Below are 26,375 nucleotides of genomic sequence, written 5' to 3' on the forward strand. Positions count from 1 at the left end.
TGGATATGGACCAAATTATGGCTGAAAGGGAAGAAACCGGCGAGGGAATAGTTAGATGTTTACCGGAATTATTACCGATATTGGCCGAATTCAGGCGTTGGAACACCAAGGTGACCTTAGGGCACGGATCGCAACCGGCTATGACACCGCGACAATCGACATCGGCGCGTCAATTGCCTGTGACGGGGTTTGTCTGACCGCTGTGGCGCTTGGCGAGGGCTGGTTCGACGTGGACATCAGTGCGGAAACGCTGTCCAAAACCAATCTTGATACCTGGTCCGATGGCCATGCCGTAAATCTGGAGCGGGCGCTGAAGGTCGGGGATGAATTGGGCGGCCATATCGTTTCGGGCCACGTGGATGGCGTGGCCGAAATCGTGTCCATGCAGGACGAGGGCGACAGCACCCGGGTGACCTTTCGGGCGCCAGAGAAATTGGCGAAATTCATCGCGCCCAAAGGATCTGTGGCGTTGAATGGCACATCGCTGACCGTGAATGAGGTTAAGGGCCGTGATTTCGGCATCAATTTCATTCCCCACACCAAACAGGCCACGACCTGGGGCGGGGTCAAACTGGGCGACCGGATCAATCTGGAAATTGATACGCTGGCGCGATATGTGGCGCGGCTTCAGGATTGGTCCTGACGATTATGGGCCAGGCACGGCCGGATCGGTTGATTTGCAGCCCGCAATCCCCGATCCGGAAGTGATTAAACTCTGAACGATTCATCTCTCCGAAACCACGCTGCGATAATCTGGATGCATTCGATGTGTTTGATTGTGGTGGCGGGGTTAAGGAATGTTGTTTCCTGCAAAACGTTTTTTCAGAGATCTGAGTAAGATAGAGAGCCTGTTTGCTCTTGCGGTGCTGGTCACGGCCCTTGCTGTGCTGGTGGTTGGTTGGGGTGTCGGGACGGAAACCGTTGTTCGGATTCGTCCAGAGATGCCCGCAATGGTGCCGGAAACGGCCATGGCACTTGCCCTGGCGGCGGTTGGCACACTGGCGGCGGTGAACCGATGGCCAAAGGTGATTCCACTGGTCATGGCGGCTGGGCTGCTCCTGATTGTTCTGGCCTCTTACCGGACACCACCGTCGTTGCAGGGGCTGGGTACCAGCGATGCGATGGCCCCGGCCACCGCGTTTTGTCTGGTGTGTCTGGCGTGTTCGATGGCCGGGCTTGCCATGAAATTCACCGCGGGCCGGGCCATGGCTGTGGCGGCCGGGTTTCTCTGTGCGTTGATTTCCGGCACGGCGATCATGGCCCAGATTTTTGTGTCCGACTCGGTGCGCGACGTATTTGGCTTTAGTGAAATGGCCCTGCATACAGCGGGCGGCATTTTCACATTGACCTTGGCCTTCATCGCCTCGTCCCGCGACAGTGCGCATTTTCGGGGCCTGCTTGGCAGCAGCCCTAAGAGCCGGATTCTGCGTGTGTCGGTTCTGCTTTCCATTTTGGCGGTGCTTGGGTTTTGCGGTTTGACCAGCGCGCTGACGGTGCGCGAGCTTATGACCGCTGATTTTCGACTGGTGTTTTTGGGCAGCGCGATGATTTCGGTGCTGATCGGATCGGCCTTTGTTGTTGGTTATTTGATTGACCGGCTCGAGGTTGAGGAACATCGCAGCGCGGCGTTGGAATCCGCCTCCAGCAAGGCAATCCAAAGCGTTGAAATCAATAGTGAACGTGACGAGAATTTGCGGGTTCTGGGCCAGATCGTTGCGGGTGTCGCCCATGATTTCAACAATGCATTGACCGCCCTGCGCGGCAATCTGGAACTGATCGAATTGGATCCGGAAAAGGCGCCTCAATATGTCGGAGAAGCGATTTCAGCCGCGGATCGGGCTGCGGGATTGACCAAGCAACTGCTTGAAACCGGGCGCAAATCACGTCTCAACTCAGCGGAAAGCGATGTTTTGTCGGTGGCTCAGCAGGTCATCAAATTGTTCGGTCGGGTCGCACCCAAAAATATTTCGGTGTCTCTTCATTCCGAGGAAGATAAAATCGCGGGCGTCCAAATCGACGATGCCACGCTGGAGCGGGCCTTGCTCAATCTCTTGGTGAATTCCCGCGACGCAATGCCGGGCGGGGGCGAGATCAATGTAGAGATCAAGGAACGTCACATTACCAATGGCTATGCGGCGACGTTTAATTTCAATGCGGGTCTCACCCCCGGAAACTACGTTGTGATCGAGGTTACCGACAGCGGCAGCGGTATGGATGACGAAACTGTGGCGCGGGCTGTTCAACCTTACTTTTCCACCAAAGGGGTTGGGAAAGGCAGCGGTCTTGGCCTGGCATCGGTCAATGGCATTTGCCAGCAACTGGGCGGCGGGTTGCTGATCAACAGCGAGCTTGGCAAAGGCACGTCGATTGCGGTGGCCATGCCAATTTCGTCGGCCAGAAAACTGCGGGAACAGGCCGTTGAAAACGGCCCGGTCACAGCGGAAGAAGACAGCCATTACGATATCTTGCTGGTGGCAAATGAAACGCAATCTTCGTCCAAATTCTTTGGCCATCTCAACCATCAACGTCGCAAGGTGCGCCACACCGCATCCGGGGGCGAAGCGCTTGACCTTCTTGACAGTTTCAAGCTCCCATCGGTTGTCCTGATAGACGAGGGCATGTTCGGCGATCTCAGCGGCGAAGAACTCAAAAACCGCATTCAGAGCCGCTATTCGAATCTTCCGGTGGTTTACGTTGGCGATTGTGGCACGATGAACTTTGCCACCGGCAAGGTCGGTGCGACTTTTGCGAGAAAAGAAACAATAAAACGGGTGGCCTAACGCCCCTGGATTGCCCTGTGGCGGGGGCCTTGCGTCAATCGGACGTAAGGCGCTCTCTTGGGGTGATCTGTTTCCATTTTATCGAGCGGGGTAGCTGACCGGGTGAGAAGGCTGTTTTTCGGTCGGCCCTTGCAGCCCCCCAAACCCATGACTAAGACTCTGGTAATTCCGGCGGGGTATGAACGCCCCCAGCGCAAGAGGCAGGCCAAAATGCGAGACCCGATTGATACCTATATGAACACATTGGTGCCCATGGTCGTCGAACAGACGAGCCGGGGCGAACGCGCCTATGATATTTTTTCGCGCCTGCTGAAGGAGCGGATCATTTTTGTCAGCGGCCCGGTGCACGACGGCATGTCGTCGCTGATCGTGGCGCAATTGTTGCATCTTGAGGCGGAGAATCCGTCGAAAGACATTTCGATGTATATCAACAGCCCCGGCGGCGTGGTGACATCGGGATTGTCGATTTATGACACGATGCAATACATCAAACCCAAGGTCAGCACGCTGGTCATTGGCCAGGCGGCTTCGATGGGTTCGCTGCTGTTGACGGCGGGTGAGGCGGGCATGCGGTTCTCGCTGCCGAACAGCCGTATCATGGTGCACCAACCGTCCGGTGGCTATCAGGGGCAGGCGACGGATATCATGATCCATGCCGAAGAAACGCTGAAATTGAAGCGCCGCTTGAATGAGATCTACGTGCGCCACACCGGGCAAACCCTGAAAAAAGTCGAGGCTGCATTGGAGCGCGATAACTTTATGTCGCCCGAAGACGCCAAGGAATGGGGTTTGATCGACGAAATCGTCGAAAATCGTGCGCGAGAAGGCGACGAAAGCTAAGCGATATGCAGCAGGGGCGATTTTGCAATTGTGACCCCCTGCTGCCTGCCCTAAGTTGGGTGGAAGGCCCGTGGTGATGTTAGGTACATCGCCAAAAAAAGCAGACAATAGCTGCGAAAGGTGAGATATGGCAACGACGACCGGCAGTGACAGCAAGAACACCCTTTATTGTAGCTTCTGCGGCAAGAGCCAGCATGAGGTTCGTAAGCTGATTGCCGGACCGACCGTTTTCATCTGTGATGAATGTGTCGAGCTGTGCATGGACATCATCCGAGAAGAGACCAAAAGCGCCGGTCTCAAATCTTCGGAAGGGGTGCCGACGCCCAAAGAAATCTGCCAGGTTCTGGACGATTATGTGATTGGTCAGGCTGTGGCGAAGCGGGTTCTCTCGGTTGCGGTGCACAACCACTACAAGCGGTTGAACCACGCGGCGAAATCGGGCGACATCGAATTGCAGAAATCCAATATTCTGCTGATTGGCCCGACTGGTTGCGGCAAGACTTTGCTGGCGCAGACCTTGGCGCGTATTCTGGATGTGCCGTTTACCATGGCGGACGCCACCACGCTGACCGAAGCGGGATACGTGGGCGAGGATGTGGAAAACATCATCCTCAAATTGCTGCAATCCAGCGAATACAACGTTGAACGCGCGCAACGCGGCATCGTCTATATTGACGAGGTCGACAAAATTACCCGCAAATCGGAAAACCCATCGATCACCCGTGACGTTTCGGGCGAAGGTGTGCAGCAAGCGCTGTTGAAGTTGATGGAAGGCACAGTTGCCAGCGTGCCGCCGCAGGGCGGGCGTAAACATCCACAACAGGAATTCCTGCAAGTGGATACCACCAACATCCTGTTCATTTGCGGCGGCGCATTTGCCGGTCTGGACAAGATCATCGCGCAGCGCGGCAAAGGCAGCGCCATGGGATTTGGCGCCGATGTGCGCGACAATGATGACCGTGGTGTTGGCGAGGTTTTCAAGGATTTGGAACCCGAGGACCTGCTGAAATTCGGCCTGATCCCGGAGTTTGTCGGCCGTCTGCCAGTTTTGGCCACGCTCGAAGATCTGGATGAGGACGCGTTGGTCACCATTCTGACCCAGCCGAAAAACGCATTGGTCAAGCAGTATCAGCGTCTGTTCGAACTGGAAGACACGTCGCTTTCCTTCACGGATGAGGCGCTGTCCTCGATCGCCAAACGGGCGATAGAGCGCAAAACCGGCGCGCGTGGTCTGCGGTCGATTCTGGAAGACATCCTGCTGGACACCATGTTCGACCTGCCCGGAATGGAAAACGTCGACGAGGTTGTGGTGAACGAAGAGGCGGTTATGTCCGACGCGGCCCCGTTGATGATCTATGCGGATGCCGAAAAAACCCCGGCAACCGCGGGTTAAGGCCCAAGAAATAATCTGTGAAAAGGGCCGGGATGACCGGCCTTTTTCTTTTGACGCTGCCGCATTTGATAGGGCGCTTGTCGCTGGACCTTTTTGTGCACTTGGTCCATACCGAAGATGAAAATATCGGAGGCATCCATGGGTATTCTGAACACGCTTTTACGGGCTGTGACTTGGTGGGACGGATCGACCCTGAACACCGCGCTTTATACCAACCGCAAAGGTGTCAAAGTCGGCGATGACGATCAGGGCAACGTGTATTACGAAACCCGCGACGGCAAACGCCGCTGGGTCATGTTCAATGGCGAGGTCGAAGCCAGCCGCGTGAATGCCGATTGGCATGGCTGGCTGCATCACACGATGAAAGAACCGCCAACCGAACGCCCCCTGACGCATAAAACCTGGGAAAAGCCACATCAGGAAAACCTGACCGGCACGCCGCTGGCCTATGCGCCTGCCGGCTCTTTGCGTCGGCCAGAGCCCGCAGCGCGCCAGGATTATGAGGCTTGGACGCCGGAATAAGGCCGCGAGATGTCTGAAAATACAACAGAAGTTTTGGTCGGCGGCGCTGTATTGGCCGCCGCTATCGGTTTTGTGGTCTACGCCGGGCAAGCAACCGGTCTGTCGCAATCCAGTGCGGGCTATCCGCTGACAGCGTCGTTTCGCTCGCTCGAAGGGGTGCAGATCGGCACGGATGTCCGGCTCGCCGGGGTCAAAATCGGAACCGTGACCGATGTGGCGTTGAACGTCGACACCTATCGCGCAGACACGGTCTTTACGGTCAAGGATGGCATCCTGATCCCGGATGACAGCGCAGTTTCCATCAGCTCTGAGGGGCTATTGGGCGGCAATTTCGTCGAAATCGTGCCGGGGGGATCACCGTTCTATTTCGATCCCGGCCAGGAAATTGAAGACACCCAGGGCGCCGTCAGCTTGATCTCGCTTTTGCTGAAATTTGTCGGTGGCGGCGGGGACAGCGAAGAATGAAACGCGCCTTTCTCTGGGCCATTCTGACCTGTGCTGCCGCTTCGGCGATGGCGCAAGAGGCGGTCAGCCGAGGCAATGGCGCGGTGCTGCGTGGGTTGGACAAAGTGTCGGGCGACGTGACCGATTTCGAATTGTCCAATGGCGGGCTTGCCAATTTTGGCAATCTGCGGATTGATCTGACGGAATGCCGCTACCCCGAAGGCAATCCAGCGGGGGATGCCTTTGCCTTTCTTAATATCTGGGAAAAAGGCGCGTCTCAGCCGATGTTTTCCGGCTGGATGATCGCGTCATCCCCGGCGTTGAACGCCCTGGACCATTCGCGCTACGACGTGTGGGTGCTGCGGTGCAGAACGTCCTGAGCCCGTGCCAGCGGCGGTGCAAGGAAATCTGCGTCGCGCTGCAATGCCTCTTGTAAATGCTTTTGGTAGCGCGCGCGCGGGATCTCTATCGCGCCTAGGGACGCCAGATGTTCGGTTAGAAACTGGGTGTCAAACAGGGTGAACCCGCCCTGACGCAACCGATCGACAAGATAGGCCAATGCCATTTTCGACGCGTCTGTGCGGCGCGAGAACATGGATTCGCCGCAGAACGCCGCACCAAGTGTCAGCCCGTAGACCCCACCAACCAGGGTGCCGTCCTGCCAGATTTCCAGGCTGTGGGCCTGTCCACGGGCGTGAAATTCCTGAAAGACATCAAAGATCAACGGGTTGATCCAGGTTTCTGCGCGGTCGGCGCAGGCCTGCATGACCTCGGGAAATGCGGTATTGATCCGCATGTCATGTGGAAGGCGGCGCATGGAGCGGGCCAACGACCGAGAGATATGGAACCGCTCTAGCGGAAAGATACCCCGGCGGCGCGGATCGACCCAGAATACTTCTGGGTCGTCGCGATGTTCCGCCATGGGAAAAAGGCCCGAGGCATAGGCCCGCAGGACGAGATCGGGATCCAGCGCTGCACCGGCATCGGTCATCTCATCAGCCGAATTTGCGCGCCAGCCATTTTTCCAGCCAATGGATATTATAGCTGCCCGATTGAATGTCCGCTTCGGCCAAAAGATCGTGGAACAAGGGAATCGTGGTGTCGATCCCATCAACAATCAATTCACCAAGCGCGCGGTTGAGACGGGCAAGCGCCTCGTCGCGATCACGCCCGTGCACAATCAATTTCCCGATCAGGCTGTCGTAATAGGGCGGGATGGAATAGCCGTCGTAGAGAGCGGAATCCATCCGTACCCCCAGGCCGCCAGGGGCATGGTATTGGGTGATCTTACCGGGGCAGGGCGAAAAGTTCGGCACTTTTTCGGCGTTGATTCGCACTTCGATAGCGTGGCCGTTGATCTGAAGGTCATCCTGTTCGAAGGACATCGGCAGACCAGCCGCCACCCGAATTTGTTCGCGCACGAGGTCAATGCCGAAGATGCCCTCGGTCACCGGATGTTCGACCTGAAGCCGGGTGTTCATTTCAATGAAATAGAATTCACCGTCTTCATAGAGGAATTCGATGGTGCCAGCGCCGATATAGTTGATGTTGGCCATCGCATCGGCGCAGATCTTGCCAATGCGCGCACGTTCTTCCGCGGTGATTGTGGGGCCGGGGGCCTCTTCAAAGACCTTTTGATGCCGCCGTTGGAGCGAGCAATCACGTTCCGCGAGATGCACCGCACGGCCTTTGCCATCGCCAAAAATCTGCACCTCGATATGGCGCGGCTTTTGCAGGTATTTTTCGATATAGACTTCGTCATTGCCGAAGTTCGATTTGCCTTCGGCCCGGGCCGTCATGAAGGCCTTTTCCATATCCTTGTCGGACGTGGCGACCTTCATACCCTTGCCGCCGCCGCCAGCGGTGGCCTTGATGATGACGGGATACCCCATTTCCTGGCCGAGCTTGCGCGCCTCTTCCAGGGTTGCGACACCCCCGTCCGAGCCGGGCACGCAGGGCACACCAAGCGCCTTCATCGTGTCCTTGGCGGTGATTTTGTCACCCATGACGCGAATATGTTCGGCGGTGGGGCCAATGAAGGTCAGGTCATGATCTTCGATCACCTGAACAAAATTGGCGTTTTCGGAAAGAAAACCATAGCCGGGGTGGATTGCCTGGGCCCCGGTCACTTCGCAGGCTGCGATGATCGATGGGATCGACAAATAGCTTTGCGGAGAAGGTGCAGGGCCAATGCAGATTGATTCGTCGGCCATGCGCACATGCATTGCATCCGCATCAGCGGTCGAATGTACGGCGACGCTGGCGATGCCCATTTCACGGCAGGCGCGGATGACACGCAGGGCAATTTCGCCCCGGTTGGCAATCAGGATTTTGTCGAACATGTGCTGTGCCTCTATTCGAGGATCACAAGCGGCGTGCCGAATTCGACCGGGTCGGTGTCGGCCACCAAAATGCGGGTCACTTTGCCCGCGCGCGGGGCAGGAATGTGGTTCAGGGTTTTCATGGCTTCGACAATCAGAAGCGTGTCGCCTTCGGCCACGGTGTCGCCAACACTGACAAAGGGGGCGGCGCCGGGTTCTGCCTGAAGATAGATCGTGCCGACCATGGGAGACGATACCGCACCCGGATGATTGGCTGGATCGGAATCGCTTTGTGCGGCGGCCGGTGTCACAGCTGCCGGTGACGGCGCAGCGGCCATGGGCGCGGCAAAGGTTTGCTGGGCCGGGGCGGCGGGCGCGGTCATGCGGCTGACACGGACATTGAGGCTGTCGTCCTGGGCATAATCGCGTTTGACCTGTAGTTCGGTCAGATCATTGTCGCGAAGAAGTTTCGCAAGCGCCTCGATAAAGGCCACATCGGCGTCATGCTTGGTCTTGGTCATTCCTGTTTCACCTATAAATTGTTGCCTCGCAGGACGTATTACGCCACAGCGCCCGCGGCTGCTTATATGCCAGCATGGCGGCAGTGAAAAGCATGCAAAAGCTGTGCGAGAAACAAGGAAATGGTCAAATGCGCGACATTCGGCGTGGGGGGCACGGGAACTGCGCGCCAATTCAGTGCCTTAATGGTGAAATTTGCGGGCGGAGGGGGCGGCATGGTGCGGGTGGCCAGCGGGTTGCAGGGAAAGAATTATGCCCTCTGCATGTCTTGAAACACAGAATCCACTGGCGAATAGCCGTGGTTGATTTCAGACTTCCCGAAAAGAGGCCCTAGGCGGAAAAGGAAACCTGCATGCCACGGTGCCCTTCGTCGGTGGCCGGTGGCATATATGCACCGTTGTGCGGTGGTTGCGGCTCTTTCGCTGTGGGGGCGTGTCCCGTAGCGGAGGTTTTTTCCGCGCTGTTTGCCGTCGCCGTCAATTCAGCCGTTTTCCCAGATGATGGCGGTTCCTGAAACATGTTTTCGGCAATTCTGGCGTCGTCATGGTTCCGGGCCGCTTGTGGGGTTTGCGACATGGTGTCGGCTTTTTCGACCTGTTCATTGCCGGGATCGGTCAGGGCTTTTTCGGATTGCTTTTCTTGTTGCTCTGCCAACATCCGATTGATTTTCAATTGCAGGATGGTGGGCGGGGCGGTTTCCTTTTGATCCAGATGTCCAGCCAATTTGGCCTGCTGGGATGATCGCGGATGGTCATCCCGCACCAGATCAGTGGATGCACCGGAATTGACCGCGCTGACCCGTGTGTCGGGGTCCGTTTTGCGCATGTCCTGGGGCAGGGCCGCCGGATGGCCCGTGGTTTGCGGCGCCAAGGGCGCGGGTATGGCAGACAAGAACATCCTTTGCTCCAAAGCTTACCTGGAATTACATCCCCAAAAGGATGCAGCACACAGGTTAACGCGGTCTTAAGGTATCCATACGCGCGGTCGGCGATATTCCGACAATTTTCGATGACCCGCAGCTGACCGACAGGTGGCCGGCAAAAAATGCAATACCCGCACCTTTTTGAGGTGCGGGTAAGCCTGGCAACAATGGCTTGTGCCACAAGGGTCGGTTCGCCAGGAATGGCGTCAGATCGCCAGATATTCGGCCCGCAATGCTTCGTCTTCCAGAACCTCGGCAGCGGTTCCGTCGAACACAATACCACCGGTGTCCAGAATCACGGCCCGATCCGCCAGTTGCAGCGCGCGCACGGCGTTTTGTTCCACCAGAATTGTGGTCATGCCCTGTTGTTTGATGAGCTTCAAAGTTCTTTCAATCTCATCCACGATCACCGGTGCCAGACCTTCATAAGGTTCATCCAGCAACAAAACCTTAAGATCGCGGGCCAAAGCGCGGGCAATTGCCAACATTTGCTGTTCGCCACCCGAGAGGGTCACGCCCTCTTGTTTGCGGCGCTCGCCAAGGCGGGGAAAAAGATCATAGAGCCGGTCGATCGACCAGCCGATGGGCGGCGCGATCTGGGCCAATTGCAGATTCTCCTCGACCGTAAGGCCGGGAATGATGCGGCGATCTTCCGGCACCAGACCCAGACCATTTGCGGCGGCCTCGTGACTGGACATCAGGTGTAACGGCTTGTGATCAAGCCAGATTTCCCCATGGCTGACCAAGGGGGAGCCGATCCGCGCGATCGCGCGCAGGGTCGATGTCTTGCCCGCGCCATTGCGGCCCAGAAGTGCCAGGATCTCGCCTTCATGCACGTTGAAGCTGATGCCCTGGACGATATAGCTTTCGCCGTAAGAGGCATGGACATCCCAGACCGACAAAAAGGCCGGTGCGGTTTCGGCGACGTTGGCGTTCTTGGAAAATTCGGGTTTGACGTTCATAGTGCTCTCCCAATGTGCTGCCCCTGTCCCGGGCTTGAACCGGGACCTCATAGGGGGGAGGCCCCGGATCACGTCCGGGGCAGGTTTGGTTCAACGATCAGGCGGTTTCGCCAAGATAGGCTTCGCGCACCTTGGGGTGGCCTTTGATCTTGTCGGGGGTGTCTTCGACCAACGGCGTGCCCTGGGCCAGAACGGTGATCCGGTCAGACAGGCTGAACACCACATGCATGTCATGCTCGATGATCGCGATGGTGATGTCGCGTTCATCCTTGATCTGTTTCAGCAGATCAATTGTGTTGTTGGTGTCGGCGCGTGCCATGCCGGCGGTTGGTTCATCCAGCAACAACAGGCGGGGTTGCTGCGACAGGCACATGCCGATTTCCAGCCGCCGCTTGTCGCCGCGCGACATCGACGCCGCATGCATATGGCGTTTGTCCGCCATATTCATTTCTTCCAGCATCTTTTCTGCCTGTTCCAGGATGTCGCGCTGGCCAAACACATTGGACAACGCGTTCAGTTCGAACGCCCCATCCCGTTTGGCAAAAATCGGGATCATCATGTTTTCCAGAACGGACAGATCGCCAAAGATCTCTGGCGTTTGGAACACGCGTGAAATCCCCATCTGGCAGATCTGATAAGGCGTGCGGCCCAGCACCGATTGCCCGTCAAACATCACCGAGCCGGTGTCGGGGATCAGCTTGCCGATCAAACAATTCAGCAGGGTGGATTTCCCGGCACCGTTTGGGCCGATGATGGCGTGGCAGGTGTTTTCCTCCACACTCAGGTTCACATTGCCCAGCGCCTGTAGCCCACCGAAGCGCTTGTTGACGTCTTTGACTTCAAGAATTCCCATCTCGTCGCTCCTTATTCAGCAGGGTGTTTGGCGTCGACATGTGTGTCGGTGCCTTCGGATTTCTTACGGAACATTTTTGCAATCCGTTGTCCGCCCTCGACCAGCCCGCCGGGCAAGAAGATGACAACCAGCATGAACAAGATACCCAGCGTCAGGTGCCAGCCCTTGCCGATGAAGGGGTGGATGATGGTGACGATGAAATCCTCAAGCCCATCCGGCATGAAGGCAAACCAGCCGTGCAGAACGTTGTCGTTGATCTTCGAGAAGATGTTTTCGAAATACTTGATGAAACCTGCGCCCAGAACCGGGCCGATCAGCGTGCCCGCACCACCAAGGATGGTCATCAGCACAACCTCGCCCGAGGCGGTCCATTGCATCCGCTCTGCACCGGCGAGAGGGTCCATCGAGGCCATCAGACCGCCTGCCAGACCGGCATACATGCCCGAGATCACAAAAGCCGCAAGGGTGTAGGGGCGGGTGTTGAGGCCGGTGTAATGCATCCGCTGCTGGTTCGATTTCACCGCCCGCAGCATCATACCAAAGGGCGAGCGGAAGATGCGCACCGACAGATAAAACGCGAGCAGCAGGAACAGGGCACAGAGGTAGTAGCCGACGTTGAAGGTAAAGCTCCACGGTCCGATCACCAGATCATAGGCGGATCGGATTTCCAGACCCGGCAGAAGGTTGGTGACCGGGATAGAGCCATCCGCCGTGGCCGAAGATCCAAGAATGCGCGGATCGTTCAAGGTCAGTTGCAGACCGGTTTCGCCATTGGTGATCGGCGTCAGTACCGAATAGGCCAGGTTGAATGACATCTGCGCAAAGGCCAGCGTCAGGATCGAGAAGTAGATGCCAGAGCGCCGCAGGCTGACAAAGCCGATCAACAGCGCGAACAACCCGGCGACCACAACAGACAATGCGATGGCGGGCAGAACATTCATGCCCAGCAGCTTGAACACCCAGACGGCGGAATAGCTGCCCACCCCCAGAAATGCGGCGTGACCAAATGACAGATACCCGGTCAGGCCAAAGAGGATGTTGAACCCGATGGCAAAGATGCCAAAGATCACAAAACGCTGCATCAGATCCGGATAACCGGCGTTGAACTGCGCAAGCGCGCTGTCGGTGGGAAAAGGGTTCAGGATAAAAGGCGCCAAGAGGGCCATGGCCGCCACTACCAGGAACAGGTTAAAGTCTTTTTTGTCCAGTCCGAACATGGCGTTAGTCCTCCATCACGCCCTTGCGGCCCATAAGGCCCCGAGGACGGGTAAGCAGAATGATAATGGCAACCAGGTAGATGATGATTTGGTCAATACCGGGCAGGATGGATTTCACTTCGTTCATCGAGGCAAAGCTTTCGAGGATGCCCAGCAGGAACCCCGCCAGTACAGCACCCGGAAGGCTGCCCATGCCGCCGACGACGACGACCACGAAGCTGAGCACAAGGAAATCCATACCCATGTGATAATTGGGCGAGTTGATCGGCGCATACATCACGCCCGCCAGCCCCGCCACCGCGGCCGCAAGGCCGAACATGATGGTAAACCGACGGTCGATGTTGATCCCCAGCAGGCCGACGGTTTCCCGGTCCGCCATGCCGGCACGCACAACCATGCCAAAGGTGGTGAATTGCAGGAAGGCAAACACGCCACCTATGATCAGAGCCGCAAAAGAGAAGTAGACCAGCCGCCAGTAGGGATAGATGATCGCATTCGGATCAAACCCCAGCAGCACGCCGAAATCGAACGATCCGCGGAACACATCTGGTGCGCCGGTCGGGATCGGGTTGGCGCCATAGAAGTATTTGATTACTTCCTGCAGCACGATCGCCAGACCAAAGGTCACAAGGATCTGGTCCGCATGGGGACGTTTGTAGAAATGTTTGATCAACCCGCGTTCCATGATGAAACCGATGGCGATCATGATCGGGATGGCAAACAGGATCGCCAATGGCACCGCCCAGTCGATGATCGCGGCACCGGTTTCCGGGCCAAACCAACTTTCGACATAGGGCACTTTGACCTTTAGCGGATTGCCAAGGAAATCGGTCTGTGTCTCGTCGACGACCTCATAGCTCAGGGTCAGGATGCGCTGGACCGTGACGGCACAGAAGGCCCCGATCATGAACAGCGCGCCGTGGGCAAAGTTGACCACGCCCAACGTGCCAAAGATCAATGTCAGCCCCAGCGCGATCAGCGCATAGGCAGAGCCCTTGTCCAGGCCGTTCAGAATTTGCAGAATGATTGCGTCCATTGTCCCACCCCTTGCGGAAAATGACTATTTTGCGCCGTGGACAGAGAGGCCCAGGCGATAGGGTTTGGGTGGACAAAATTGCCCACCCAAGTTGATTTTGGATCTGTGCGCCGGAATAGGCGCCCGTATCATGCCGCCCGGTTATGCGCCGGGGTTACATGATCCCAGTTGACCACCGGCAAACATCGGGTGATCGGGGGCATAGGTGACCTGTGCCGCAGGTGTGACTTCGACCACTTCAAGAAGGTCGAACTCGGATGTTGGGTTTTCTTTCCCGCGCACCACCAGAACATCTTTGAAGCACTGGTGATCGTCGGCGCGGTACAATGTCGGGCCGTTGCCGAGACCGTCGAATTCAAACCCTTCCAATGCTTCCGCAATGCCACAGGGGTTGAACGTGCCGGCCCGTGTCGCCGCATCCGCATAAAGCAGGGTCTGCACATAACATGTGTGTGCGGCCTGGGACGGCGGGAAGCCGTATTTGGTGCCGAAGGATTTGACAAACGCCTTGGACCCTTCGTCCTGAAGCGACCAATGCCAGTTGGTGGAGCCGTGAATGCCCTTCACGTTTTCACCGGCACCTTTGGCCATCAGACGCGAATAGAGCGGCACAACGATTTCGAAGTTCTTACCGTTCACCTGCTTTTCACGCAGACCGAATTGCACCGCGTTGGTCAGCGAGTTGACCATGTTGCCGCCGTAGTGGTTCAGGACCAGAACATCCGCGCCCGAGTTCAGAACCGGTGCGATATAGGACGAGAAATCGGTCGCCGCGAGCGGGGTTTTGACCTTTTCGACGGTCTCCCAACCCATCGCTTCGGTGGCGGCCGCAATCGATTCTTCCTGCGTCCAGCCCCATGTATAGTCAGCTGTCAGGTGATAGGCTTTGCGGTCCGAGCCGTAGAGTTTCTGCAGCACCGGCGCGAGGGCCGCCGCCGACATATAGGCGTTGAAGAAGTGGCGGAAACCGTTGGCCTTCTTGTCCTTGCCGGTTGTGTCGTTCGAGTGGGTCAAACCAGCCATGAAGATGACGCCGGCCTCTTGGCACAGACCCTGAACCGCCACAGCCACACCCGAGGACGAGCCACCGGTGATCATGACAGCGCCGTCTTTTTCGATCATCGACTTGGCCGATGCGCGGGCGGCGTCGGATTTGGTCTGGGTGTCGCCAGTGACAAATTCGACCTTTTTGCCGAGGATGCCGGAACCGTCCAGCTCTTTGGACGAGAATGTCGACAACATGCCGCCGTCGCCACCGCCGTTCAGATGTTCCACCGCAAGTTCATATGCACGCAGCTCGTCCGCGCCTTCATCGGCGTAGGGGCCGGTTTGGGGCACGTTGAAACCAAGCGTCACAGTCGAGCCGGTCGGCGCATTGGTATAGCCCGCATGGCTGGCGGCGGTCAGGATGGTGGGCAGCGCAAGACCCCCGGCGCTCATCGCACCGGTCTTCAGCACGCCACGACGCGTGAAATTCGATTTGGACATGGTATCCTCCCGTTTCATGAATGTGTCTCGCGGGCTCCTCCACCCGCGACACGCGCACTTTTCGTGCAAAAACATTATCGCGTGGTTACCGAAAACTTCGCAACAAAGGCTTTTGGCCTAATGATTTTCTTGTAAATTTATGGACAATGACGCGGGGGAATGTGTAAAGAAATTATTCTGCGATGCAGAGCGTCTTTGAAATTGCCGGAGAAATTCCAATGGCCCGCGACACTTTGACAGGCAGCCGGATCCGAGAGCGGCGCACCGCCACCGGCATGAAACAGGCTGAATTGGCGGCGCGTGCCGGAATTTCGGCCAGTTATTTAAATTTGATCGAACACAATCGTCGCCGGATCGGCGGCAAGCTGTTGCTGTCTTTGGCCAGGATTCTGGAGGTCGAGCCCTCGGCGCTGATCGAGGGGGCGGAGGCGGCGCTGATTTCCACCCTGCGCGAAGCGGCGGCGGCGCAGCCCGACCTTCGGGCAGAGTTGGATCGCATTGACGAATTTGCCGGCCGCTTTCCGGGCTGGGCGGCGCTATTGGCGGCCAACCGTCGCCGGGTGGATGCGTTGGAACGCACGGTTGAAACCCTGACCGACCGGCTGACCCACGACCCGCACCTGGCCGCGTCATTGCATGATATGTTGTCCACTGTGACCTCGATCCGGTCGACCGCCGGCATTCTGGCGGACAGCGGTGAAATCGAACCAGAGTGGCAGGACCGCTTTCACCGCAATATCAACGAAGATGCCCGGCGGCTGGCGGATACCTCGACCGCATTGGTGCGCTATCTGGATTCGGCGGATGCCCAGGCCAATCTGACGTCCCCCCAGGAAGAGGTCGAAGCCTTTCTCGAAGGGCATGCCTATCAGTTTGAAACTCTGGAATCCGGCACCCAGACGGTGGCCGAGATCGTGGCCGGGGCAGAGGGGTTGACCATGGCGGCCTCGCGCGATGCGATGTTGCGCTATCTGGAACGTTATGCCCGCGACGCCGGGCGCATTCCGCTGGACCCGCTGCTGGCCTATGTCGCGGCAAACGGGTTTGATCCGGCCGGATTGGCGCGCGATTTTGATGCGCCATTGGGCAGCGCCTTGCACCGATTGGCCATTCTGCCGGACAGCGCCGGGGTGGGGCCGCTTGGTTTGGTGATCTGTGATGCCTCCGGGACATTGCTGTTTCGCAAGCCGCTGGATGAATTCCCGCTGCCGCGGTTCGGGGCGTCCTGTGCACTCTGGCCATTGTTTACCGCGCTGACCCGTCCGGCCCAACCGGTCTATCGGCTGGTGGAACAATCGGCGCGTGAAGCCCGGCGTTTCGAGACCTTTTCGATTGCCGAATTGACCGGGGGCATGCGATTTGGCGATGTGGCCCGGATCGAAGCCGCGATGTTGGTGCGGTTGTTCCCGGCGAGCGATGCGGGCGACGGCACAGGACATGCGCCGGTTCCGGTCGGGGTGTCCTGCCGGATCTGTACGCGGGAGACATGCAGCGCCCGCCGCGAGCCTTCGGTCCTGACCGCCGGTTTGTGATTATCGGTCCCGCCGATTTGATTTCGCCACGCTGTTGCGTGTCGACAGGTTGGGGGGCAAACCTCAGGGAAGATGGGGGGCCAGCCCCCCAAACCACAGGATAGATGGGGGGCCAGCCCCCCAAACCGCAGGACAGATGGGGGGCCAGCCCCCCAAACCCCCGGGGATATTTTTGGTCAGATGAAAGATCTGAAGTGCCCGGAATTGATGCGGAACGCGAAAAGTGTTGCGGCATCGAGGTTTGCGGGGCCTTTGTCGCGCGCCGAAATTCATAAACGCACAAAGCATTTTGACTTCCCCGTGAAAACCGCCGATAAAAGTCGGCGTAATATTATTGCTTTGCGCTGACTTTGGGAGGGGGATGCGATGGGCAAACGTGTTCTCGTGATCGAGGATGAGCCAAATATCATCGAAGCCATCAGCTTCTTTCTGTCGCGTGACGGGTGGGAGGTGTTTACCCATTCCAATGGCCATGATGCATTGGAGGTGGTGGATCGTCGTGTGCCGGATCTGGTGATTCTTGATGTGATGCTGCCGGGGCGGTCGGGCTATGAAATCCTGCGCGATCTGCGTGCCTGCGATAAATGGTCCGCGCTGCCGGTGCTGATCCTGACTGCACGTGGTCAGGCGAAAGACCGCGATATGGCGAAAGCCGCTGGCGCCAACCGGTTCATGACAAAGCCGTTTTCGAACAATGACATCCTGGAGGCGGTTCGCGAATTGGCCCGCCCATGACCGACCGATGACAGCCGCATGACCGATCGGCCGAAACATCTATTTCTTGAACGCCAGACCTATCGGCGGCGGCGGCTTGAGGATGGGGCGCGGTTTCTGCCGGTGCTGGGCATCATGCTGGTGATGGTGCCGCTGTTGTGGGCAGAGGGCGCCGGTGGCGTCAGCATGTCCAGCGCGATTCTCTATCTGTTTATGCTTTGGGCGGCATTGGTGGCGGTGGCGATGGTGTTGTCGCTCTATCTGCGGGACGACAATGAGGTCGATATAGACGACCCGGCCTCGCGGGCGGCGCGGGCGGCCAGTGATGCAGAGCGTGACCCAAATGGCCCCGGCGCCCCGCCAGCCGGGTCGAAGCAAGAGCCATGAACACCGTCAATCTGCTGATCATGGTCTGCACAATCTATGTGGCCTTGTTGTTTCTTGTGGCTTTTGTCGCCGAGCGCAGTGCCAGAAAGGGGCGGGGGCGGTGGTTGCGCTCGCCGGTGGTCTATACGCTGTCGCTGTCGATCTATTGCACGGCCTGGACGTTTTACGGCGCAGTGGGCTATGCGGCGCGATCGGGGCTGGAATATATCACCATCTATCTTGGGCCGACGATTGTCATGATCGGCTGGTGGTGGGTGCTGCGCAAATTGGTGCGGGTGGGGCGGAGCCAGCGGGTGACCTCTATCGCGGATCTGATTTCATCGCGCTTCGGGAAATCCAATCTTCTGGCGGTGGGGGTGACCATTCTGGCCGTGGTGGGCACCACGCCGTATATCGCATTGCAATTGCAATCGGTGACGCTGTCCTTTGCCACCTTTGCTGATGCGGTCGGGCAGCCGGGGCCAGGGGATGGCGGGCGCACCTCGACCGCGCTTTGGGTGGCCTTTGGGTTGGCTTTGTTCACGGTGTTGTTTGGCACGCGCAATCTGGATGCCAACGAACGCCACCACGGCGTGGTCATGGCCATCGCGGTTGAGGCCGTGATCAAGCTGATGGCCTTGCTGGCGGTTGGCATTTTCGTGGTCTGGGGATTGTCGGGCGGGGTGGCCGAGACGCTGGCGCGGATAGATGCCTCCAAGATCGGCCATTGGCAGATGGATGGCGGCCGCTGGGCCGCGTTGACGTTTTTGTCCGGCGCGGCGCTTTTGTGTTTGCCGCGTATGTTTCAGGTCATGGTGGTGGAAAACGCTGATGAGGCCCATCTGCGCACCGCCAGCTGGGCCTTTCCCGGCTATCTGTTGTTGATGAGCCTGTTTGTGGTGCCGATTGCCGTCATGGGATTGGAGCGATTGCCGCCAGAGGCCAACCCGGATCTTTTTGTCCTGACCCTGCCTTTGGCCGAAGGGCAGACCGCACTGGCGATCCTGTCCTTTCTTGGCGGGTTCTCTTCGGCGACGTCGATGGTGATTGTGGCGGCGCTGGCCTTGTCCACCATGGTGTCAAACCACATCGTCATGCCGTTGTGGCTGCGCCAATCGGGCACGCGTGCCAGCGTGTCGGGGGATGTCCGGCATGTGGTCTTGTTGTCGCGTCGGATCTCGATCGCGGCCATTGTGTTCCTGGGATACCTTTATTTCCGCGTATCCGGCGGCGGTGCGGCGCTGGCGGCCATTGGATTGGTCAGCTTTGCCGGGTTGAGCCAGGTGCTGCCGGTGATGATTGGCGGCTTGTATTGGCGCGGTGCGACCCGGATCGGGGCGCTGGCCGGGTTGACCGTGGGCTTTGCGCTGTGGGGCTATACCCTGTTTCTGCCCAGCCTCGGGACCGGGATGTTGATGCCGCAGTCCCTGCTGGACAATGGGCCCTTCGGCCTCAGCGGGTTGCGCCCACAGGCGTTGTTTGGGATCGAGGGGCTGGACCCGTTGGTGCATGCGGTGTTCTGGTCGCTGTCGCTGAATGCGGTGACCTTTCTGGTGGTCTCTCTTGCGTCTTTCCCGGCGCCGCTGGAACGGTTGCAAGGCGCGCAATTCGTCAATGCCCTGCAACATACGACAAATGCACGGGGCTGGACCGCCGGTGCCGCCCAGGCCGAAGATCTGATGGTCATGGCGCAGCGGATTCTGGGCGCGGACGAAGCCCAGTCCTTTTTCGAACAGGAGGCCGCGCGCCAAAGCGGGCGGGCCGCCCGGCCGGGGGATCTGCCGGATCCGAACCCGGATTTCCTGCAACGGCTGGAGCGTGAATTGTCCGGTTCGGTCGGGGCGGCAACCGCCCATGCGATGGTGGCGCAGATTGTCGGCGGGGCCTCGGTCTCGGTGCGGGAATTGCTGGCGGTGGCGGATGAAACCGCGCAGATGATCGAATATTCCGACCAGCTGGAGGCACAGTCGCGTGAATTGGCGGCGACGGCGGCCAAACTGCGCGAAGCCAATGACAAATTGACCCGGTTGTCGGTGCAAAAGGACGCATTTCTCAGCCAGATCAGCCACGAGCTGCGCACGCCGATGACGTCGATCCGGGCCTTTTCGGAAATTCTGCGGGATACGCGCGACGTGTCGACCGAGGAAAAGCGCAAATATTCCTCGATCATTCATGACGAATCGGTGCGCTTGACCCGTCTGTTGGATGACCTTCTGGATCTTAGTGTTCTGGAAAGCGGCCAGGTGAATTTGAACCTGCGTAAAGGCACCCTGCGCAGCGCACTGGATCAGGCCGTGGCCGCCGCCGCGGCAGGCGAGGAGGATGCGACCCTGGTGATCCGCCGCGATACAGAGGCCGAAGAATGTCTGCTGGAAACCGATTTCGACCGTCTGGGTCAGGTGTTCATCAATCTGATCGCCAATGCACGCAAGTATTGCGATGCGACATCGCCGGAATTGACCATTCATGCCTCTGTCCAGGAGGGGGGCGAGGTGCAGGTGGATTTCGTCGATAATGGCAGTGGCATTCCACCGGAGGCCCGCGATCTGATTTTCGAAAAATTTTCCCGTGTCAGCCCGCAGCGGGCGGGCGGTGCGGGGCTTGGGCTGTCGATTTGCCGCCAGATCATGGATCGTTTGGGAGGGGCAATTGATTATGTTCCGGGTGAGGGGAAAACCCATTTTCGCGTGACATTGCCGTCAACCCGATCAGGAGATACGGCAAGCGGTAAGCCTATGGTAACCAATTGACCTCATAGATCGTTCTGTATGCTTAACGGGCCAGACCGGCCCATTGCTGACCGGGATCTATGGCGGACACACAGCGCAAAAATTTGCTGAGCGATCTGGCCTCTGCTGCACGCAGGGAACAGGAAACGCGCATCATGTCCCCGGCGCGTGCGCTGCGGCTGGGGCTTGCTCGGGCGGCGGCACAATTGCTTGACCTGCCGTTACAGGTCAGTGACCTGAAAATTTCCGACACCGGGCTTGAGGGGCTGGGTCAGGCGCTGCCGCCTGATATGTTGCTGGCGCTTCTGGACGGGCCGGATGGCGCGCGTGGGGCGGTGGGCATGGACCGGGCTTTGGTGACCTCGTTGATCGAGGTGCAAACCATGGGAACGGTGTCTAACCTTGCGGTCAGTGACCGGCGGTTGACGCCCACGGATGCCGCCATGGTGGCGCCTTGGCTGGATGCCGCGCTGGAACGGGTCGATGTGGCGCTTTGTCAGGATGCGGATGGTGATGCCGTGGAAGGTGTCGGCGACACGATCGAGGGCAAGGACAATAGCTGGCTGATTGGCTATCGGTTTGGTGCAATGGCCGAAGATGGCCGGGCGTTGGTGCTGGCGCTGGAATCACCACAATTCCGGTTGATTCGGGTGACGCTGGATGTGGCGCTTGGGCGGCGGAGCGGGGATTTGCTGTTGTTGCTGCCGTTCACGGCCAAGCCCGAGGCGCCGGTCAAAACGCCGCGTGACACGCCAGAGGAGGCCTTTCTAGCGATCCCGGCGGAAATGCGGGTGGTCGCCGGGCGGCTGAGCCTTCCCTTGTCGCGGGCCGGATCGTTGCGGGCGGGGGATGTGTTGCCGCTTGACGAGATGTTTATGGACCGCGCGGAATTGCGGGCGGTCGACGGGAAAATGGTTGGCAAAGCGCGCTTGGGGCGTTTGGGGGATCACTGGGCTGTTCGGTTCTCTGGCACGGCCCCCGAGGCGGCTGCGCAGTTGATGGTCGAACAGAGCAAAAGCGCCAAGGCCGAAGGCACGACCACTACGTCCGGGATGACCACAGCGGCCCCCGCGCCATCGCCAGCCGAAATTGCGCCGCCTGCACAGATCTCTCATCCGCCGATCGGGAACGAGCCAGAGCGTAATTTGCCGGAAACCTTGCCCGATCTTCCGCCGTTGGATTTCGACGATCCGGTTGCCGGACCCGGTCCGTTACCGCCATTTGATGCGGGGGAAGGGGCGCTGCCAATCGGAGATTTGCCCAAGCCCAATGAACCGCTTGGCTAGCGGCTCCGCATTGGATTTGGGCATTTGTGGTTGGCCTAGCTCTGGCTCAGAAGTTCCAGCTGTGGGCGCAATCCGTCCAGCGCATAGCCCGCCGCTGCCGCCTTGGCCAGGATGTCGTCCGGGCTCATCGCGCCGTCCATCGCCTTGGCCATTGACCAGATAACCGTGCAGCGCGTGCCCGAGGCGCAATAGGCCAGAACCGGGCCGTCAATCTCGGCCACCAATTGCATTTGCAGCGCGATATTGTCGGGCGTCATGGTCTGATGAGTCAGCGGCAGAACGTGAAACACCAGCCCCTCGGCCTCGGCCGCGTTGCGCATGTTTTCTGCTGCAATCGCTGGTGGCACTTCGGTGTCGGGCCGGTTGCAGATAATGCCTTTGAACCCGGCGGCGGCAATGGCCGCAGGGTCTTCGAGCGCGATCTGGGGGGAGACATGATATGTCTCGTCAATATGCCTGATATCCATAATATCTCCTTAGGCTGCGCGGGCCGATCTGTCCAGTTGTGACCGCAGTCCCGGGGCCAAGATCATGCCGACAATCATCGCGGCAAGAAACAGGTAATGGCCCCAATTGCCAAATCCCAACGAGGCGACGACCGGGCCGGGGCAGAGCCCGACCAGCCCCCATCCCATCCCGAACAACACCGACCCAATCACCAGATTGCGCCCCAGTTTTTGGTCCGGTGGCGGTGGAAATGCCCCTCCAACCAAGGGGATACGGCCGGATGTCAGCCGCCAGGCCACCGCCATCGGGACAATCGCGCCGCCCATCACAAAGGCCAGGGTCGGATCCCAATCGCCAAATACATCCAACCAGCCCTGGACCTTGGCCGTGTCGGTCATGCCCGACACCAACAGTCCGGCGCCAAACAGCCCACCCGCGATAAATGCCAGGAAATTGCGCATCAAATGACCCCCAGGATATGACGGAACAGGACGACGGTGATCCCGCCGGCCGCGATATAAAACACAGTCGCGACAATGCCGCGCAGCGACAGGCGCGAAATACCACAGACACCATGGCCCGAGGTGCAGCCATTGGCCAATCTGGTGCCGACACCGACAAGTAGACCGGCGGCAATCAGGATGACCGGATTACCAGTCAAATGGGATTGCGCCGGGCCGGTGAACGCCAGAATGCCGATCGGGGCCAACACCACTCCAGCGAGGAGAATCAACCGTTCCAGCGCCGTTGCCCGGCCGCTGCCGTCGACAAGACCGCCGATGATGCCGCTGGCCCCCATGATGCGACCATTCCCCAAGAGGTAGACCGCACCACCTGTGCCAATCAGCAAGCCGCCGATCAGCCCCCAAATCCAATCTGCCTGCATGTGGTGTAATCCCCGATGACTATGATCCAGACTCCGGCCCCCTGATGAGGGCGCCGCCGTTTCAATATTCATATAGCAATATCTGAATATGTATCAAGTGGCAAAATTCTGCCCGCGCCGCCCCGAAGGTCGATGGCAGAAAACTCGCAATTTGATGCTGATTGAGGCGGGGCAGGGCATAGTGCCGAATTTTTCAGCGCGGTTTGTGCGGCGCTTCAATTATCCGAAAAAACGCAACCTGAGCTTGTATTGCCGGGTTCCCCGAATCTCAGATGCTGTTAGGATCTTGGACAGGGGAGGACCAAGATGCATAGATCACAATACCAACGCCTTTTTGCTGATATTGACGCACAGATCGCGGCCAGCGGTGTCGCGGACCGTCAGGTGCTGCGCCAGCATCGGCTCGAACTGCAACGCAAAGCTGATAGTGAGGGGGTCCGCGTGTCCGACCCCCGCTGTGCGCGTGCCGAACAAGACCGCATCGACGATGCCGTCGAGGCACAGTTTGACAATCTGCCGGTCTAGACACCGCCGCTTTGGCGCAGGTTCCTGCGCTTGACCAGGGCGGTCGGCCTGAAATCTGATTGATGTGTCCGGTCGGGGCCGGGCACGTCGCCCATCACCCGAATGAAATTCCGAGAATCACCATCATCAGCCCGATCACCGACAGGAACAGGGCCGCCAGATTGCGCGGCAGGACTTTGTGCATCACGGCGCGCATGGCCTCTTCCGACAGTGCCGATTTTTTGGCACGCATCACGGTTGTGATGCACCAGATCAATCCGACGACACCGACAACCGACACCAACGCGCCGCCCCAGACCAGCCAATCCATGATGAAACCCCTTACTGCCTTCGCCGGTTCGGTAATCGAAGCGGCCCGTCATCGCAAGGGTCTTGCGGTACGGGCGCGGCAAAGCTAGCTACGTTGCAAAAGGCAGGAGAGCATCCATGGACGTGACCGAAAACGAAATTCCCGACAGCTACAAAGTGACCGCAGGCGAACTGCGCCAGTTCATCGAGCGATTCGAGCGGCTGGATCAGGAAAAGAAAGACATCGCCGAACAGCAAAAAGAAGTGATGGCCGAAGCCAAGGCGCGTGGATACGACACCAAGGTGATCCGCAAGGTGATCGCGCTGCGCAAACGCGACAAGGACGACATCGCCGAAGAAGAAGCGGTGTTAGAAATGTACAAAGAAGCGTTGGGCATGACCTGATCTGATACGGGGCTGAACGGCATGGATTGGGTCAAGATCATACATCTGCTCTGCGTGATGGGGTGGATGACGTCGATCTTTGCCGTGCCGCGCGCATTGATCTTCTGGAAACGGGAATGGGCGCAGCTTGGCGCGCCTGGGCCCACCGGTGATCTGACATTTCGGCTCTACCGGTTTTCGGCGGGCCTTGGCGTTGTTGCCCTGATCACCGGGCTGTGGCTGGGTGTGAGCTGGGATTTTCCGCTTTGGGTGTGGGCAAAACTGGGACTGGTGTCCCTGCTGGTCGCCCATTATGTGATGACCGGTCGCATGGTGGCCCGCGCAAGGCACGGTGAATTCCGCGAAAGTGACCGGTTCCTGCGGATATTCAATGAAATCAGTGTGCTGGGCGTGATCGCCATCCTTTGGGTGGTGGTCACCAAACCATTCTAGGCCACTTGCACGTGGTCCGTTTCATGTGGTCCGGGAGGCCCCGGATCAAGTCCGGGGCAGTGCTGGACACATGTGATCCAGCTGTGGACCGGCCCCGGGCCTGACCCGGGGCCTCGTGACTGGCAGCCCCAGGGTGCCCCCTGAGGTCAAAGCGCGCGCCAGCCGATGTCCTTGCGATAGAAGCCTTCTGGCCAATCAATGCCGTCGATCATCGCATAGGCCCGCTTGCGCGCCTCGTCCAGCGTGGCCCCGCGCGCAGTCACGTTCAGAACCCGGCCGCCGGTTGCTGTGATCGCGCCGTCGACCGCGGTGGTGCCAGCGTGGAACACCATATTGCTGCTATCCTCGGGCAGTGCCTCCAGCCCTTTGATAACGCTCCCTTTTTCATAAGCGCCGGGATAGCCATTGCTGGCCAGAACCACCGTGATCGCGTGATCATCGCCCCAGGTCACCTGTGCCTCATGCAACCGTTCCTCGGCTGCGGCATGCATCAGGTCCAGCGCCTGAGCCCCCAGGCGCAGCATCAGGGCCTGACATTCGGGATCGCCGAACCGCACGTTGTATTCGACCAGACGCGCCTGCCCATCCTTGATCATCAGCCCGGCATAGAGCACGCCCTGATACGGCGTCCCGCGCCGCGCCATTTCGGCCAATGTCGGATTGATGATTTCATCAAGCGCCTGTTTCTGAAGCGCTTCTGTCAGGACCGGGGCAGGGGAATAGGCGCCCATGCCGCCCGTGTTCGGCCCGGTGTCCCCTTCGCCGACGCGCTTGTGATCCTGTGCGGTGCCAATGGCCAGGGCGGTCTTGCCATCGCAGAGCACGAAAAAGCTGGCCTCTTCGCCGTCCATGAATTCTTCGATCACCACTTCGGCCCCGGCCGCGCCGAATGCGCCGCCAAACATATCGTCGATCGCATCCAGTGCCGTGGCTTCGTCCATCGCCACAATCACGCCTTTGCCCGCCGCAAGGCCATCGGCCTTTACCACAATCGGGGCACCCTGGGCGCGGATGTAATCCTTGGCGCGATCCGGGTCGGTGAAATGGCCATAAGCTGCGGTTGGGGCATTGGCCGCGTCACAGATTTCCTTGGTGAATTTCTTCGAGGCTTCAAGCCGCGCCGCCTCTTGCGAGGGGCCGAACACCAGCAAACCTGCATCCCGCAGCCGGTCCGCCACTCCTGCCGCCAGTGGCGCCTCCGGGCCGACAATCACAAAGTCGATTGTCTCGGCCTCGACCAGCGCCAAAACCGCCCCGGCGTTTTCGATATCCATCGATGCACAGGTGGCGATTTGCGCAATGCCGGCATTGCCGGGTGCCACAATCAGCTTGTCGCATTTCGGGTTCTGAAGGGCCGCCCAGGCGAGGGCATGTTCGCGCCCGCCACTGCCGAGGATGAGGATATTCATGGGGGTCTCCGCTTGGACTTTGTTGCCCGGCGTTTTAGGGTCTGGCCCAAGCAGATACA

At 58.9% G+C, this 26,375-nt stretch carries 30 protein-coding genes; 16 read left to right on the forward strand and 14 right to left on the reverse strand.

Annotated elements, in window-relative coordinates; all coding sequences use genetic code 11:
* The first annotated feature begins 55 nt into the window (after window positions 1-55).
* The 7 genes from Q4577_RS02485 to Q4577_RS02515 all read left to right on the forward strand — a co-directional run bounded on the left by Q4577_RS02485 (window position 56) and on the right by Q4577_RS02515 (window position 6,359).
* A complete protein-coding gene (locus tag Q4577_RS02485) occupies window positions 56-643 on the forward strand; it encodes a riboflavin synthase (RefSeq protein ID WP_303466687.1) in 588 nt (195 codons plus the stop codon).
* 154 nt (window positions 644-797) lie between these two features.
* On the forward strand, window positions 798-2,780 hold the full coding sequence (locus Q4577_RS02490; protein ID WP_303466685.1) for an ATP-binding protein: 1,983 nt from the start codon (window positions 798-800) through the stop codon (window positions 2,778-2,780).
* Window positions 2,781-2,990: 210 nt separating this feature from the next.
* Window positions 2,991-3,620: an ATP-dependent Clp protease proteolytic subunit gene (locus tag Q4577_RS02495; protein WP_244691362.1), complete on the forward strand. Its 630-nt coding sequence runs from the start codon at window positions 2,991-2,993 to the stop codon at window positions 3,618-3,620.
* Between the two features lie 127 nt (window positions 3,621-3,747).
* Window positions 3,748-5,013 (forward strand): ATP-dependent Clp protease ATP-binding subunit ClpX, encoded by a 1,266-nt coding sequence (gene clpX / locus Q4577_RS02500; protein WP_303466684.1) that lies wholly within the window; start codon window positions 3,748-3,750, stop codon window positions 5,011-5,013.
* 138 nt (window positions 5,014-5,151) lie between these two features.
* A complete protein-coding gene (locus tag Q4577_RS02505) occupies window positions 5,152-5,535 on the forward strand; it encodes an NADH:ubiquinone oxidoreductase subunit NDUFA12 (RefSeq protein WP_303466682.1) in 384 nt (127 codons plus the stop codon).
* Between the two features lie 9 nt (window positions 5,536-5,544).
* On the forward strand, window positions 5,545-6,000 hold the full coding sequence (gene mlaD / locus Q4577_RS02510; RefSeq protein ID WP_303466681.1) for an outer membrane lipid asymmetry maintenance protein MlaD: 456 nt from the start codon (window positions 5,545-5,547) through the stop codon (window positions 5,998-6,000).
* Window positions 5,997-6,359, forward strand: a complete 363-nt coding sequence (locus Q4577_RS02515; protein WP_303466679.1) for a DUF2155 domain-containing protein — start codon at window positions 5,997-5,999, stop codon at window positions 6,357-6,359. The genes mlaD and Q4577_RS02515 overlap by 4 nt, the downstream gene beginning before the upstream one ends.
* On the opposite strand, the gene aat is transcribed toward Q4577_RS02515, so the two are convergent.
* The 9 genes from aat to Q4577_RS02560 all read right to left on the reverse strand — a co-directional run bounded on the left by aat (window position 6,323) and on the right by Q4577_RS02560 (window position 15,297).
* Entirely contained in the window at window positions 6,323-6,970 is a 648-nt protein-coding gene (gene aat / locus Q4577_RS02520; RefSeq protein ID WP_303466678.1) for a leucyl/phenylalanyl-tRNA--protein transferase, read from the reverse strand. The two genes, Q4577_RS02515 and aat, sit on opposite strands and share 37 nt — an antisense overlap.
* Before the next feature lie 4 nt (window positions 6,971-6,974).
* On the reverse strand, window positions 6,975-8,321 hold the full coding sequence (gene accC / locus Q4577_RS02525) for an acetyl-CoA carboxylase biotin carboxylase subunit (protein ID WP_303466677.1): 1,347 nt from the start codon (window positions 8,319-8,321) through the stop codon (window positions 6,975-6,977).
* Window positions 8,322-8,332: 11 nt separating this feature from the next.
* On the reverse strand, window positions 8,333-8,821 hold the full coding sequence (accB, locus tag Q4577_RS02530; RefSeq protein ID WP_303466675.1) for an acetyl-CoA carboxylase biotin carboxyl carrier protein: 489 nt from the start codon (window positions 8,819-8,821) through the stop codon (window positions 8,333-8,335).
* A 328-nt stretch (window positions 8,822-9,149) separates the two neighbouring features.
* Complete coding sequence (locus tag Q4577_RS02535) at window positions 9,150-9,716, reverse strand: hypothetical protein (RefSeq protein WP_303466673.1); 567 nt, start codon at window positions 9,714-9,716, stop codon at window positions 9,150-9,152.
* A gap of 231 nt (window positions 9,717-9,947) precedes the next feature.
* Entirely contained in the window at window positions 9,948-10,703 is a 756-nt protein-coding gene (locus Q4577_RS02540; RefSeq protein WP_244691354.1) for an ABC transporter ATP-binding protein, read from the reverse strand.
* Between the two features lie 97 nt (window positions 10,704-10,800).
* Window positions 10,801-11,556: an ABC transporter ATP-binding protein gene (locus tag Q4577_RS02545; protein ID WP_244691353.1), complete on the reverse strand. Its 756-nt coding sequence runs from the start codon at window positions 11,554-11,556 to the stop codon at window positions 10,801-10,803.
* A gap of 11 nt (window positions 11,557-11,567) precedes the next feature.
* Window positions 11,568-12,773 carry a branched-chain amino acid ABC transporter permease gene (locus Q4577_RS02550; protein ID WP_244691352.1) on the reverse strand — a complete coding sequence of 402 codons (1,206 nt, stop codon included), beginning with the start codon at window positions 12,771-12,773 and terminating at the stop codon, window positions 11,568-11,570.
* Between the two features lie 4 nt (window positions 12,774-12,777).
* Complete coding sequence (locus Q4577_RS02555) at window positions 12,778-13,809, reverse strand: branched-chain amino acid ABC transporter permease (RefSeq protein ID WP_244691351.1); 1,032 nt, start codon at window positions 13,807-13,809, stop codon at window positions 12,778-12,780.
* Between the two features lie 141 nt (window positions 13,810-13,950).
* Complete coding sequence (locus Q4577_RS02560; protein ID WP_303466672.1) at window positions 13,951-15,297, reverse strand: substrate-binding protein; 1,347 nt, start codon at window positions 15,295-15,297, stop codon at window positions 13,951-13,953.
* A gap of 218 nt (window positions 15,298-15,515) precedes the next feature.
* Here Q4577_RS02560 and Q4577_RS02565 point away from each other — a divergent pair, with 218 nt between their 5' ends.
* The 6 genes from Q4577_RS02565 to Q4577_RS02590 all read left to right on the forward strand — a co-directional run bounded on the left by Q4577_RS02565 (window position 15,516) and on the right by Q4577_RS02590 (window position 21,924).
* Complete coding sequence (locus Q4577_RS02565) at window positions 15,516-16,829, forward strand: helix-turn-helix domain-containing protein (protein ID WP_303466670.1); 1,314 nt, start codon at window positions 15,516-15,518, stop codon at window positions 16,827-16,829.
* Between the two features lie 180 nt (window positions 16,830-17,009).
* Window positions 17,010-17,177 (forward strand): hypothetical protein, encoded by a 168-nt coding sequence (locus Q4577_RS02570; protein WP_303466668.1) that lies wholly within the window; start codon window positions 17,010-17,012, stop codon window positions 17,175-17,177.
* Between the two features lie 18 nt (window positions 17,178-17,195).
* Window positions 17,196-17,564: a response regulator transcription factor gene (locus Q4577_RS02575; RefSeq protein ID WP_303466667.1), complete on the forward strand. Its 369-nt coding sequence runs from the start codon at window positions 17,196-17,198 to the stop codon at window positions 17,562-17,564.
* A gap of 18 nt (window positions 17,565-17,582) precedes the next feature.
* On the forward strand, window positions 17,583-17,930 hold the full coding sequence (locus tag Q4577_RS02580) for a hypothetical protein (RefSeq protein WP_303466666.1): 348 nt from the start codon (window positions 17,583-17,585) through the stop codon (window positions 17,928-17,930).
* A complete protein-coding gene (locus Q4577_RS02585; protein WP_303466665.1) occupies window positions 17,927-20,659 on the forward strand; it encodes an ATP-binding protein in 2,733 nt (910 codons plus the stop codon). Before Q4577_RS02580 ends, Q4577_RS02585 begins: the two co-directional genes overlap by 4 nt.
* A gap of 59 nt (window positions 20,660-20,718) precedes the next feature.
* Window positions 20,719-21,924 (forward strand): FliM/FliN family flagellar motor switch protein, encoded by a 1,206-nt coding sequence (locus Q4577_RS02590; RefSeq protein ID WP_303466664.1) that lies wholly within the window; start codon window positions 20,719-20,721, stop codon window positions 21,922-21,924.
* A gap of 35 nt (window positions 21,925-21,959) precedes the next feature.
* Here Q4577_RS02590 and Q4577_RS02595 read toward each other — a convergent pair whose 3' ends face one another.
* The 3 genes from Q4577_RS02595 to Q4577_RS02605 are packed head-to-tail and all read right to left on the reverse strand — an operon-like array spanning window position 21,960 to window position 23,257.
* A complete protein-coding gene (locus Q4577_RS02595; protein WP_303466663.1) occupies window positions 21,960-22,391 on the reverse strand; it encodes a TIGR01244 family sulfur transferase in 432 nt (143 codons plus the stop codon).
* A gap of 9 nt (window positions 22,392-22,400) precedes the next feature.
* Entirely contained in the window at window positions 22,401-22,832 is a 432-nt protein-coding gene (locus Q4577_RS02600) for a DUF6691 family protein (RefSeq protein ID WP_244691344.1), read from the reverse strand.
* On the reverse strand, window positions 22,832-23,257 hold the full coding sequence (locus Q4577_RS02605) for a YeeE/YedE family protein (RefSeq protein ID WP_303466661.1): 426 nt from the start codon (window positions 23,255-23,257) through the stop codon (window positions 22,832-22,834). Before Q4577_RS02605 ends, Q4577_RS02600 begins: the two co-directional genes overlap by 1 nt.
* A 306-nt stretch (window positions 23,258-23,563) precedes the next feature.
* Between Q4577_RS02605 and Q4577_RS02610 the strand changes: the two genes are divergently transcribed.
* On the forward strand, window positions 23,564-23,782 hold the full coding sequence (locus Q4577_RS02610; RefSeq protein ID WP_244691342.1) for a hypothetical protein: 219 nt from the start codon (window positions 23,564-23,566) through the stop codon (window positions 23,780-23,782).
* 94 nt (window positions 23,783-23,876) lie between these two features.
* On the opposite strand, the gene Q4577_RS02615 is transcribed toward Q4577_RS02610, so the two are convergent.
* Window positions 23,877-24,092 (reverse strand): hypothetical protein, encoded by a 216-nt coding sequence (locus Q4577_RS02615; protein ID WP_244691341.1) that lies wholly within the window; start codon window positions 24,090-24,092, stop codon window positions 23,877-23,879.
* Window positions 24,093-24,208: 116 nt separating this feature from the next.
* Here Q4577_RS02615 and Q4577_RS02620 point away from each other — a divergent pair, with 116 nt between their 5' ends.
* Window positions 24,209-24,475, forward strand: a complete 267-nt coding sequence (locus tag Q4577_RS02620; protein ID WP_244691340.1) for a DUF2312 domain-containing protein — start codon at window positions 24,209-24,211, stop codon at window positions 24,473-24,475.
* A 21-nt stretch (window positions 24,476-24,496) separates the two neighbouring features.
* The gene (locus Q4577_RS02625; RefSeq protein WP_303466660.1) at window positions 24,497-24,907 is read left to right on the forward strand and encodes a CopD family protein; all 411 of its coding nucleotides are present in this window, start codon (window positions 24,497-24,499) and stop codon (window positions 24,905-24,907) included.
* 146 nt (window positions 24,908-25,053) lie between these two features.
* On the opposite strand, the gene purD is transcribed toward Q4577_RS02625, so the two are convergent.
* Window positions 25,054-26,316 carry a phosphoribosylamine--glycine ligase gene (gene purD / locus Q4577_RS02630; protein WP_303466659.1) on the reverse strand — a complete coding sequence of 421 codons (1,263 nt, stop codon included), beginning with the start codon at window positions 26,314-26,316 and terminating at the stop codon, window positions 25,054-25,056.
* Window positions 26,317-26,375 lie beyond the last annotated feature (59 nt).

The organism is Marinovum sp. 2_MG-2023 (genome assembly GCF_030548265.1).
GTDB lineage: Bacteria > Pseudomonadota > Alphaproteobacteria > Rhodobacterales > Rhodobacteraceae > Marinovum.